We start from the raw sequence: 12,340 nt of genomic DNA, 5'->3' as shown, positions 1-12,340 counted from the left end.
CGCCTTCATCCCAATTACTTAAGAAGCAGCGCCAGAATAAACCGCTAGCACTAAGCACAGTGAAGCGCGGTAGCAGTACTTCGCTTAAAAGCGCCAAACAGTTGAAAAGCCAGTACCTTATTCACAGCGCACTGCCGAGTGATCGATTTAGTGCGAAGTAATTCCTAGTCTAGAACCCGGCACTCAGCTTACCTTCCAACAAAATCGCTCCACGATAACGCCTTGGTCATAGCGCCTTTATAATAACGCAAACTAAATGACATTAGCGACATTTAAGCCCATTATACTAATTATGTATAGCGCGACACCATTTTGAAAACTATCGTTAAGCTTAACACCGGTAGAAAAAGTCACAAGAAAAGAGGTAAGCATGCTATTAAAACCAAAACATATCGCGTTATTGCTTACGTTGGCCATTGCAGTGTCTGCTATGGGATAGGTACGAAGACGTTTCAACATTGAAACGTCCTTCATAAGCAGTTTTTAATCGCAGTTCTTTCTTGCTTGAAGCAACATGTTATTTGTGAGATTAACGTTTGAAGAACTCAAAACTTAGCGGATAGGTCCACAGCTCTCCTTTATTTGCTTTAACCGCTGCCACAATAGCAAAGACGAAATTCATCAGACCTAGAACGATAAAGCCCAGCGCTCCTATAATTATTAACGTCAATACAAAACAAATAACCGAGTATATAAGCAAGCTTATCAACCAATTCGCAGTCACCCTGCCGTGCTGGTTGATGTCTTCGTTCTGATCTTTGTGAGCAATCCATAGCACGATAGGCAATATGACCCCCAAACCAGGTATAACGAAGCTGGATAATTGAGAAACATGAATAAGCGTGCAATAGCTTCGAGCGTTTAAACCCCAATAGAGTGGTTCTTCCGTTGACATAACTTTTCCTTTCTATTTAGTTGGTGCTATCTGATAAATATAAGCATCTATTGTTTTGCTGCAGCCTAGCTTAACTGGAACAATTACTTTTTCGTATTGCTCATCTTCAAAATCATAATTTTGCGCATTATTAGGTTTTTAATTTCATGAGAGGCCGTCTCGATATTAAAGGCTCATCATTACTTTCCCAGAGCACGTTTTTGTACTCTGTCTATTATGCCTTGCACTACAAGGCTTCATGCATATGCGAACATCAAATTTGTTTTACAAAAGCTGCGCAGCATTACACAATGCTACCGCATGTCTATGTGAACATCGATTCACTTTAAAATCAAAATAATTAAAGGACAAAATATGCTCAATCATAAACGTACTCTTATAGCAGCATTAGTAAGCGTTTCGCTTATGGGATGTGGCGAAAGTACACCACAGACAGAAACTAAACCAGAACTCACAGCGCAAGATGCCAAACAGTTTTTAACACAGGCGCAAAATGACATTGCGAAAATGCAAGTTCCTGCCGCGCACGCAGAGTGGAGCTACGCTACGAACATCAATTTCGACACAGCAGCAGTCAGTGCTTATTTTAACGAAGTACTTTCAACGAAAGTGGCTAAGCTAGCGAAAGAAGCGGCGAAGTTTAACGATGTAGAAGTAGATACCGACACTCGCAGACAGCTTGACCTACTTAAAAACAGTTTAACAATGCCTCCGCCGGCAGATGCACAAAAAGCTGAGCGTCTTGCAAAAATTGGTTCTGATTTAAGTGCCATGTACGGCTCTGGTGAGTATTGCAGCGAAGATGGTACGTGTAAAAGCCTGGTCGAAATGAGCGCTGAAATGGCAACCCTACGCGATGCCGATAAATTGTTAGAGTATTGGACAGGCTGGCGTGAAGTATCTAAACCCATGGCACCACTTTATGCCGAACAAGTAGCACTTGCCAATGAAGGTGCTGCAGAACTAGGCTTCGAAAACGTCAGCGCTTTGTGGCGTGGCAAATATGACATGCCAGCTGATGAATTTCCGAAAGAGTTAGATCGTCTATGGACGCAAGTAGAGCCCTTTTACGAGTCACTTCATTGTCATGTTCGAGCAAAGCTTGGTGAACATTACGGCGAAGATGTGGTACCACAAGACAAACCAATCCCAGCGCATTTGTTAGGTAACATGTGGGCGCAGTCGTGGGGGAATATTTACGATATCGTTAAACCTCAGCAAGAAATGAAAGTGCCTGATGTTACAAGCGCATTAGCTAAACAAGGGTATGACGAAATCGCCATGGTTAAACAAGCAGAGTCATTTTTCTCATCGCTTGGCTTTGAAGAACTTCCAGATACCTTTTGGGAACGTTCTATGTTTCAAAAGCCAGACGGCCGTGATGTACAGTGTCATGCTTCTGCATGGGATTTAGACGATAAAGACGACCTTCGTATTAAGATGTGTATCCAGAAAACGGGGGAAGAATTTAACGTTATTCACCATGAGTTGGGTCACAACTACTATCAACGCGCTTATAAAGACCAGCCGCTTCTTTATCGTGGTTCAGCCAATGACGGGTTCCACGAAGCCATTGGTGACACTATAGCACTATCCATAACGCCTAAGTATCTGAAGCAAATTGACTTAATTGATGAGATTCCAGACGCATCAAACGATATCGGCATGCTGATGCAGGTAGCGCTTGATAAGATAGCCTTTATTCCCTTTGGCTTGATGGTAGACCAGTGGCGCTGGAAAGTGATGTCAGGTGAAGTAACACCTGAACAATACAACCAGCTTTGGTGGGAATTGAGAGAAAAGTATCAAGGCGTCATGGCGCCAGTGGAGCGCGGCACCAATTCATTTGATCCGGGTGCAAAATACCACGTTCCAGCCAACGTGCCCTACACGCGTTATTTCTTGGCGCATATTCTTCAATTCCAATTCCACAAAGCACTGTGTGACATTGCGGGAGATGAGGGTCCATTAAATCGCTGCTCTATTTATGGAAGCGAAGAGGCTGGTAAAGCATTAAATGAAATGTTGGAAATGGGCATGAGCCAACCGTGGCAAAATGCATTAGAGACATTGACAGGCTCACCGCAAATGGACGCCAGTACCATTACCGACTACTTTGCGCCGCTAAAAACATGGCTTGATAAACAAAACGTATCCCGCCAGTGTGGCTGGTAACTCGCTTTGGTACTTAAATCACAACACAGTTGTGAACATTTTTAATAGACAAAGCCCCCCCCCACGGGGCTTTTTCTAAACAAATTAAACTTTTGTTCTATTGAAAGTTCCCTGAATTAGCGTAGTTTTTAGACATGAATTATTTTTAATGTTGCCATTATATGCGCGGTCCCTCAGCGTACCTATTCCCTATCTTCGCTTTATTGGCTAGCTTTAACTTTGTCGCAAGAGCTGAAATAGGTGCCCCAGCCTTTCACACGTTTGATATGGAAAGCGGTATCACCCACGTTACTGTTTCTGATATCGCGGAAGATAAAAACGGTTTTCTTTGGCTAGCATCACAGTCGGGCATTGATAAATTCGATGGTTATACCTTTAGAAATTTTGGAATGTGGGACAACGATAAGTCTACAGGTCTACAAACACTAAGTGCTCTTCAGTTAGAAGCAAGCGTAGACGGCCAACATATTTGGGTTGGCACCTTTAGCGGTCTGAGTCGATTAAATGTAGACACTGAAAAATTTATGCATTACGCACTCCCTGTTTCATCACCTTTTGACAAACAGGTCATCAACAGGCTGAAAACCACACACGACGGCACGCTGTGGATAATATCTGAACGAAACTTGTATCGGTACTATGAAAAAAACGACAGTATCGAGCTCGTCAGTTACCTTCCCGATACAACGAGCACACTCACTGATATAGAGCTAATCGGCAATAGTCTATACGTTACCTCCACCTCTGGTCTTTATAAGCTCGATACGATAAAAAATTCATTGGTACTTGCTGCTTATGAAGGTGTTAACTTTTCCAGACTGATCGCTGCAGAGCGGTCACGACTCTGGTTGGGCACCTCTACTCATGGTATCTGCCTGTTTAATCTCAATATCGAGCCCGAGCCAATAACTGAACAATGTACGAGTGAAATACAAGGGTTGTCAGACAATTCGGTAACGGATATTTTACTACAGCGAAATGGCGATTTATGGGTTGCGACAGAACGAGGTTTAAACCTTTTAAAAGCCCACAGCCCTTATACAGTATTACACTTCCCAATTAGTGACAAAGACTCAGGAGACGAGCGCGTCTCAAGCCTATATCAAACAAAATCAGGCCTTGTCGTAGTGGGTACAAAGGACGATGGCTTTGCCATAAGTAACCCCGAACTAAGCAACTTTTATACGACTGAAGTCGGTGGTGGCCGGATAATTGGATCTATGGCCTCGTTTAAAGAGAATAAAGTATGGGTGGCGAATGAAAAAGGTCTATGGGTTTACAATACAGTTAATAAGACCTATCAAGGACCTTTCACTTCAAATCACGCACAAAAAACTGACAGTCAAGCTAGTGATAAACTCACCAGTATTTTTTATGATTCAAAGAGCGATACGCTTTGGGTGACGACTCGCAGCGGACTTGCAAAGTTAAACCGGGAAACAAACCGCCTCGAAATTGAGGCGTTACAAGGTAAGTCTGGCTACAGCATTAACATGGACAACCAAGGCGATATTTGGTTCGGCGGATATAGCGATGGTGTTTTCGTGTATCGCCCTTCCGAGGGACGGATTATAAAGCAATGGCCTCTTTCACTTACTACTCGTATTGTTATTGAAAATGAAGAAAGTGCATGGCTCAGCACTGTAACAGGGCTACATTTGGCTAATAAGCTCACTGGTGAATTAAAAAGTATTAGTGATTACACCGACAAAATTACAGACAGTACGGTAGTAACGTGGGTTTCGCGTTCTGAGCGCGGTGGCTATTGGGTCGGGACGCAAGCTGATGGCTTGTATTTTGTCACCAAAAATAATGAAGACTTATCAACCATAAAAGTGACGCAAATTAAGCCAGAGAGTAGGTTGAGCAAAGTATCAATCGGGGCAATTGTTGAAGATGATGAGTACGGGCTGTGGATTTCAACTATAGAGGGAATAACTTATCTAGCGCCTGATCTTTCGACACTTTATCACTATGGCGCAGAAAATGGCGCCCTTTCCAAGGGTTACTATATCGGCTCTGTTGCCACAACCCCAAATAACACTATTCTTTTTGGCGGTGCAGAGGGGCTCACGCAGTTCGTTCCGTCAGAAGTTGCAAACGTTAAATGGTCGCCTGCTGTTCACCTGACAAAGGTAGAGACAGTAAGTCGAGATGAAAACAATGGTACTAGCGTGCAGCAACGACTTAACTTAGGAGAGAAGATAGAACTCACTCATAATAACATTGCCCTTTCCATTGAGTTCGCAGCCACAGATTTTATGAATGCTAATGAACTGCGCTATGCATACAAGCTCGTTGATTTCGAAACTAACTGGCGATTTACTGATTTTAAGACGCGAGTGGCAACCTATACAAATCTAGAGCCTGGGCGATACCGTTTTACGGTAAAAGCTATAAATCAGGAGAATGTATGGAGTAGCGACGAAGCTCAACTTGAAGTTATAGTGATACCGCCATGGTGGGATGAACCTGTTTGGCGTGGCGCATTAGTTTTAAGTATTCTCTTCATCATCTCTTCAGTAATCTGGCTACGAATTTCGACGCTGAAAAAGCGCTCTGCAGAACTGGCCCTTAAAGTAGAGGAAAAAACACGAGATCTTGAAGCAATGATAGAAAAACTTACGAAATTATCGACTCAAGACTCGTTAACTGAGCTGAAAAATAGACGATATTTCACACAGAGAGCCAACGCAGAGTGGCAAGAATTTAAACGCCATAGTCGTACCTTTTCCTTGCTTATTGTGGATATAGACTTTTTCAAGAATATAAACGATGAATACGGACATCATGTTGGCGATGAGGTGTTGGTAAAAATAGCCAAAACCTTGGAAAAAAACCTTCGAGAAAGTGATGTCATTGCACGCTGGGGCGGAGAAGAATTTTTGATATTGTTACCCTCACTCAATGTACAAGAGGCCTATTGGGTAGCAGAAAAGTTACGTAAGTGTGTTTCGGAACAAACTATTGAAAGCTCTCCCCACTCTATCAAGGTAACCATAACGTGTGGCGTTGCAGACATCAAAGATTACGATAGCGTAGATGCATGTATTCACGCCGTTGATAAAAAGCTGTATGAGGGGAAAGAGTCTGGTCGAAACGCCGTTGTGAAATAACGATAACATGCCGGCAACATACCGTGCCCCTATCCACAAGGTCTTGACTAACTCAATCTGGCTTTTTTGCGTTTACTCTTTTATGCAGTCAATCTCTTTAACATGCAATCCACCGTAGTTATTGATCACTTGTTGCGTTTGCTTCTTATAAAACTTCGTAACGACAAACATTTTTAATTGCAAGGAGGATAACATTATGGCTAACGTATTAGTGATTGGCGCTTCAGGACAAATCGGTAAACAAGCCACCGTAAAGCTCTTAGATGCAGGGCACAAGGTTTTAGCTCCTGTAAGAAGCCCACAGAAACTTTCTGATATACAAAGTAGCAACCTTACGGTGGTTGAGCAGGATTTAGAAAAAGACTTCTCGGCACATTTCGAAGGCGCAGATGTCGCTGTGTTTACAGCCGGTTCGGGAGGAAATACAGGGGCAGATAAGACGTTAATGATAGACCTATGGGCCGCTCGCAATGCGGTTAACTACGCAAAGGCTGCAGGTACACCCAAGTTTGTAATGGTAAGCTCTATCGGTGCTGGCGATCCTGACTCCGTTGAATCATCCATAAAGCCTTACTTAGTTGCGAAACACATGGCAGACGAGCATTTAATTAATAGTGGCTTACATTATACCATCCTCCGCCCAGGTACCTTATTAAATGAACCAGGTAATCACCTTGTCCGCACAGATATGCCCAGCAATAAAGATGATGCTGTTATACCGAGGGAAGACGTAGCTACAGCCATTGTGGAAAGCGTTGCAAAAGAAGGAACTGAAAACGTAATTACTCACCTGTTCAAAGGCGAAACACCGATCTCTCAGGTTTTATAAACTGTATAAATAATGTAAAGCCCCCTTGTACTCTTGCAAGTTTAACAACGAAGAGCAAGAGGGCTTCAAATATGTGCCTAAGACACATTAATCGAGCGTCTAATCTTAACCACAGGTTTGAAGCATATTTAAGCTTGGAGTTTTCATTCAATTTGCTAGGAAAACGTTGATTTTTTGTCTAGGGAATCAACGACTGACTCATCCAATTGGCATTGCCGTCTTTTTGGTGCCACTCTCGGCTTTGAGGGTTACCTCTCAAATTCAGGTAATCTACGCTATCAATAGCAAGCATGATCACACAGAAATGAGGTGGTACTACACCAAAATCCCCTTCAACCTGTAGTGCCGAACCATCGTTTCTTGGTGTGCCGGGCTCGCCCCATAAGAACTGCTTTTTGCCTGCATCTGACAATTTATTCCAGTGCTGAGTAACTAAGTCAGCATCTTGATGTAACGTTATTATTGTTGCAGTACAAGAGAAGCGATATTGCTCCCTAGTTTTAGAGAAATACCAACACACCTGAGAGTGAGGATTCTGGCCAAGCTGGTCATATTTATCTGAGCGAGTGTCAGAAATAACCACCAGTTGGTTGTCGTCGGTGATCCCTCTAAAAACCACGGTACGGCAGTACGGTACACCACTACCGTCCACAGTAGCTAACTGAAAGTAACGACTCTCTGGCATACTGCGGGTTTGGTGAAGACTCTTTGTCAATCCTTGTCGCCACTGGGGCATGCCCACCTCCTATTATAAACCAACCGCTATTTTCGTTACGCTGCTTTTTTCCTATCAGCTAAAGAAAATAAGGTGTAAAAATTGCGCGTAGTAATATTGGCAAGCTCTTTAACCGATACACCTTTAAGCTCTGCAATGAACTCAGCCACTTCCACTACATAGCCTGGTTGGTTTTGCTTACCGCGATGAGGGACTGGTGCAAGCCAAGGCGAGTCAGTCTCAATTAGCAACCGCTCTAAAGGTATAGCTCTCACGACTTCACGTAATTCATCAGCGGAATTAAAAGTCACAATGCCAGAAATCGAAATGTAAAAATCCATCTCTATAGCCGCCTGGGCCATCTCCAATGACTCAGTAAAACAATGTAAAACGCCTTTGGTATGCTCTGCTTTGTATTCACGGAGTAAGTTGATGGTATCTTCTCTCGCATCCCGCGTGTGGATAATAAGTGGCTTGTTGGTCTCGTTAGCCACCTTAATATGGTCTATAAAAGAGGTAAGCTGAATATCTTTACTTTCCGGGCTGTAAAAATAGTCCAGCCCTGTCTCTCCTATCGCAACAACTTCTTCACGCTGCGCCTTCTCTAGCAGTTCTTCATAACTGCACGCTTCATCTTGATGCAACGGATGCACACCACAAGAAACTGAAACGTCATCAAATTGGCTAACAGCGTCTAACATGCTGTCGTAATCACCAACAGATACGCACACACAAAGGAAGTGTTCAACACCTCGGGTTCTTGCGAAATTTAAGGTTTCAGCCAGCTCTTCTGGCCCTTGTTTAAGTCGGTCTAAATGACAATGAGAATCTACGAACAAACTACACCTGTATAAAAAATTGCTTTCAGACAAAAGGAACAAAAAGACTGTATTTGTCTGCTAACGTTGAAACTGCTTTAACAACCCAAACAGCACCATCGATTTATTTACCCCAGCATGCTCGAGCGTTTTTACTGCCTCTACACACGCTACATAGCGTTCAAAGTCGACGGCCTGCTGACGTTTCATGTATTCGTCATGGGCCATTTGTTGGCACCACAATGCGATTTGCTGCGCATTGCCCTGCCATTTATTTGCAAGTGCTTGCGCCTGCATATTCGCATCACCTGCTAAAAGTGCCTGCATGCCATCACTAAAATCGCGATAACTAATACCTTCGTCACCAGAGAGTGCCTCTTCTACGCGAAGAGGGGCATAGCCATAAGCTGCCAGTAACGCTTCGCTTGCATCTTCTACGCCCTTAGCGTTTAAGTAGTTCAAACTGTCTGACACTGACGGGAGCGAGAGTATCTGCCGTTCACATCGACTTAATATGGTCGGCATAATTTTATTGATACTGTCAGTGAGCAGCAGCAAGAAGGTATTATTTGTGGGTTCTTCCAAGGTTTTCAACAGTGCATTAGCCGCCGCTTCCGTCATGGTATCGGCACGAGGGATCAACAACACTTTATTGCCCCCCATTTGCGCAGTACCTGATAGCTTGGCTATGCCTTCACGAATCTTATCCACACCTAACTGCTTTTCACTTTCTAAAACATGAAAGTCTGGGTGGTTTCCAGCTTGCCTTAAATGGCAACTTTGACACTGTTCACATGGCCCATTTATGCTTGGCTGCTTACACAATAGCGCATTGCTTAACCCTAACGCGAGTTGGTATTTTCCAATTCCCTTTGGCCCTGTCAGCAATAAACCATGGTGTAGTTTCTTTGCCATATATCGCGACAGTAACGTCGAGAACGTTGTAGCAAACCAAGGCATTACTTGCATTAGCCTTTCCCCTGCTGGCTTTCGTTTCGAGCAATGTTACTGCTTTCGCTACTTGTGTTCGTCACATAGTCATTGATAATCGCAATCACGTCTTGATGAACCTTTTCCATAGGCTGCATTGCACTAACTACGACAATAGATTCATCTTGCTTAGCAAGAGACAAGTATTTTGCACGAGTTCGTTCGAAAAAGGCGAGCCCCGCTTGCTCAATGCGGTCAAGCTCCCCTCGCCCGCGGGCGCGCTCTAGTCCAACCGCAGGCTCGACATCCAGGTATAGAGTTAAATCTGGCTTAAACCCTTTAAGGGCGATATCGCTGATGGCCGACATTGTTTTTCCACTGACGCCCCGACCACCGCCTTGATAGGCTTGAGATGACAGGTCGTGTCTGTCACCTACCACCCACGCACCAGCATCAAGTGAAGGTAAGATTTTATTGGTAAGTAATTGCACACGAGCCGCATACATAAGAAGTAGCTCAGTCTCCTCACTCACGGTCTCATCCCAGTCGTGTTTTACACATTCTCGAATGGCTTCTGCCATCGGTGTGCCGCCTGGCTCACGAGTTTGCTCAACGCGCTTTCCTGCCCCTTTCAATGCTTGAACAATCAGCCCAATCACTGAGCTTTTTCCTGCCCCTTCAAGGCCTTCAACTACAATAAACTTTCCGCGCATTACTTTTTAAACTCTGTTTTTATTTAGCTATAACGTATCGGTTGTCTGCATCAATACGGCTATCGTTTTAACTGGTATTTTCGCACAGCTGCATTGTGTTCAGCTAGTGTCGTAGAAAATTGATGGCTGCCATCGCCCTTCGCCACAAAATAGAGTGCATCCGTTGTCAGTGGGTGCAACGCAGCGTGAATGGCGGCCTTGCCTGCCATCGCGATAGGCGTAGGAGGGAGCCCTTTAATAACATAGGTATTGTAAGGCGTTGCTGTTCGCAAGTGCTTACGAGTAATGTTTCCGTCAAACGTAGGACCGATACCATAAATCACGGTGGGATCAGTTTGAAGACGCATATTTCTGTTTAGCCTATTGACGAAAACGCCTGAAATCATGTCACGTTCCGCAGGCACAGCCGTTTCTTTTTCAATGATACTCGCCAAGATAAGAGCCTCGTAAGGTGTGGCTAACGGCAGTTCGGCATCCCGTAACTCCCATTCGCTAGAGACAAAGTCAATTAGCGCGCGGTGTGCTCTTTTCAATAACGCGCTTGCGGTTGTGCCTTTGGTAAAGAAATACGTATCAGCCAAATAAACGCCCTCTGTCTGCGAAACGTTTTCGCAACACCAATCTACGCCATTATCCTGAGTGAGTTGGTTTAATTTCCCTTCGTTTAAATCAAACACCAAATCTGTGTTTTGTTTAAGCTCCTCAAGCCACTGTGCAAGGGTTAGCCCTTCAACTAAACTCACTGCAAACAGATGCTCATCGCCCTCAGTAAACAAGGTAAACACATCTACTAGTGACTGCCCTGGGTGCAGCATGTAGGTGCCAGACTTAACAGACGTACTGCCTGCGAAGAATTTGAGCCACACCTTCGCAACAAAGGGCGACACATCGGTCATGCCTATTTTACGCAAGTGTTTCACGGTACGATAAGCGTTACTGCCGCTCTCTATCGTAAATAAGATTTCACTTTTTAATGCTAGTTCATCGGTAACCTTGCTCGAGACATACATTACGCCAGAGGCTGCCCCAACAACGGCAAGCATGACAAGAGATAATAGAATAACAATTACCCGCTTCATGCTTGAACTTCCCCTTTTTTCATTGCTCTACATTCCATTTTGTTTCTTTTTACTACTAATCTGGTGAAGCTCGTAAAACGTTGACGAACCCTGTTGTAAGAAGTGCGTTTTAGTTAATTTTTAAGCGCAGTCTGAAGCCGTGTCTTTAGCGCTACAATCGCATCGCTTTTTGTATCAAAATCGACATAAGAGAAATCCGGCATTCGTATTTGCTGTACCGGCATAACGCCCATTAGTGCATTGGTAATTACCACTGCACTCGCTTTTCGCAAATAAGAAAAGTCATATCCCCCCACGTGAAGCGAACAATTGTCGTTTAACAGCGAATCAATAAGGCACTGCCTGACTACGCCATTGACACCGCTTCCTTTCAAAGACGGGGTATACCATTGTTCATTGAGGTAGAAAAATACATTGCCAGCACTCGCTTCAATGATGTTATCTTGGGTATCGCAAACAATAGCATCGTGTGCGCCAGCATCGTCTACTTCGTGCTTAACTAAGACTTGTTCTAGCCTGTTCATATGCTTTACACCCGCAAGCAATGGTTGAATGGCTAGCTTAGTTTGAGCACATATAAGCGTTATCCCGTCATCAGCAAGACTATCGTAATGACTCGGGTATGGGTGCTGACTGAATCTTACTAATGCTTCACTCTCTTTACTTCGCGCATAGCCTCTACCCGCCTGACCACCAGAAACGTGAACTTTTAATACATATTTAGTTGATGCGTTGTCTTCTGAAGCTTTCTTTATCGCCTTAACTTGTTCTGCGATTGCCGCTTCGAGGATATCTATATCGATATCTAGTTTGATGGCAGCTGTATCGTGCTCTAAACGTGAAAGATGATAAGGCAATAATTCTACTTTGTGTTCGTTCACCATCAGTGTAGTAAACACACCGTCTCCGTAATTAAACGCCCTATCACTGGGTGAAATAGGCGTAGCGCTGGGAATAATTATCACTGCCTACTCTTGTTCGCCGTTACTATCTTTGATGGGAGTATACCAACTTGAATTGGTCAAACAACTTATAGCTACGACCATTTAGTTGGCCGCTAATGAATAATA

General features: G+C 43.9%; 11 protein-coding genes. 3 read left to right on the top strand and 8 right to left on the bottom strand.

Annotation, left to right across the window (positions count from 1 at the left end):
- Nucleotides 1–252: 252 nt before the first annotated feature.
- Entirely contained in the window at nt 253–459 is a 207-nt protein-coding gene (locus ACXAFM_RS17595; RefSeq protein ID WP_474831273.1) for a hypothetical protein, read from the bottom strand.
- A gap of 70 nt (nt 460–529) precedes the next feature.
- Nucleotides 530–895, bottom strand: a complete 366-nt coding sequence (locus ACXAFM_RS17590; RefSeq protein ID WP_474831272.1) for a DUF4870 domain-containing protein — start codon at nt 893–895, stop codon at nt 530–532.
- Nucleotides 896–1,249: 354 nt separating this feature from the next.
- Here ACXAFM_RS17590 and ACXAFM_RS17585 point away from each other — a divergent pair, with 354 nt between their 5' ends.
- The 3 genes from ACXAFM_RS17585 (at nt 1,250) to ACXAFM_RS17575 (ending at nt 7,015) form a co-directional block, all read left to right on the top strand.
- The gene (locus ACXAFM_RS17585; RefSeq protein ID WP_474835538.1) at nt 1,250–3,070 is read left to right on the top strand and encodes a M2 family metallopeptidase; all 1,821 of its coding nucleotides are present in this window, start codon (nt 1,250–1,252) and stop codon (nt 3,068–3,070) included.
- Nucleotides 3,071–3,231: 161 nt separating this feature from the next.
- Nucleotides 3,232–6,186, top strand: coding sequence for a ligand-binding sensor domain-containing diguanylate cyclase (locus ACXAFM_RS17580; protein ID WP_474835537.1), 2,955 nt, complete (start codon nt 3,232–3,234; stop codon nt 6,184–6,186).
- 196 nt (nt 6,187–6,382) lie between these two features.
- Nucleotides 6,383–7,015, top strand: a complete 633-nt coding sequence (locus ACXAFM_RS17575; RefSeq protein ID WP_474835536.1) for an SDR family oxidoreductase — start codon at nt 6,383–6,385, stop codon at nt 7,013–7,015.
- Nucleotides 7,016–7,193: 178 nt separating this feature from the next.
- Here the strand turns inward: ACXAFM_RS17575 and ACXAFM_RS17570 are convergent, their stop codons facing one another.
- The 6 genes from ACXAFM_RS17570 to pabC form a co-directional block, all read right to left on the bottom strand.
- A complete protein-coding gene (locus tag ACXAFM_RS17570) occupies nt 7,194–7,751 on the bottom strand; it encodes a pyridoxamine 5'-phosphate oxidase family protein (protein WP_474831268.1) in 558 nt (185 codons plus the stop codon).
- 35 nt (nt 7,752–7,786) lie between these two features.
- Nucleotides 7,787–8,569, bottom strand: a complete 783-nt coding sequence (locus ACXAFM_RS17565; RefSeq protein ID WP_474831267.1) for a TatD family hydrolase — start codon at nt 8,567–8,569, stop codon at nt 7,787–7,789.
- 60 nt (nt 8,570–8,629) lie between these two features.
- The gene (gene holB, locus ACXAFM_RS17560; RefSeq protein ID WP_474835535.1) at nt 8,630–9,517 is read right to left on the bottom strand and encodes a DNA polymerase III subunit delta'; all 888 of its coding nucleotides are present in this window, start codon (nt 9,515–9,517) and stop codon (nt 8,630–8,632) included.
- Nucleotides 9,517–10,191 carry a dTMP kinase gene (gene tmk, locus ACXAFM_RS17555; protein ID WP_014979118.1) on the bottom strand — a complete coding sequence of 225 codons (675 nt, stop codon included), beginning with the start codon at nt 10,189–10,191 and terminating at the stop codon, nt 9,517–9,519. Before tmk ends, holB begins: the two co-directional genes overlap by 1 nt.
- A gap of 59 nt (nt 10,192–10,250) precedes the next feature.
- Entirely contained in the window at nt 10,251–11,270 is a 1,020-nt protein-coding gene (gene mltG / locus ACXAFM_RS17550; RefSeq protein ID WP_474835534.1) for an endolytic transglycosylase MltG, read from the bottom strand.
- A 113-nt stretch (nt 11,271–11,383) separates the two neighbouring features.
- The gene (gene pabC, locus ACXAFM_RS17545; protein WP_474835533.1) at nt 11,384–12,235 is read right to left on the bottom strand and encodes an aminodeoxychorismate lyase; all 852 of its coding nucleotides are present in this window, start codon (nt 12,233–12,235) and stop codon (nt 11,384–11,386) included.
- Between the last annotated feature and the right edge of the window lie 105 nt (nt 12,236–12,340).

It is taken from the genome of Alteromonas sp. ABD4_190, assembly GCF_056160105.1.
The sequence above is the reverse complement of the archived record's forward strand: the minus strand, read 5'-3'. Positions and strand labels throughout refer to the sequence as shown.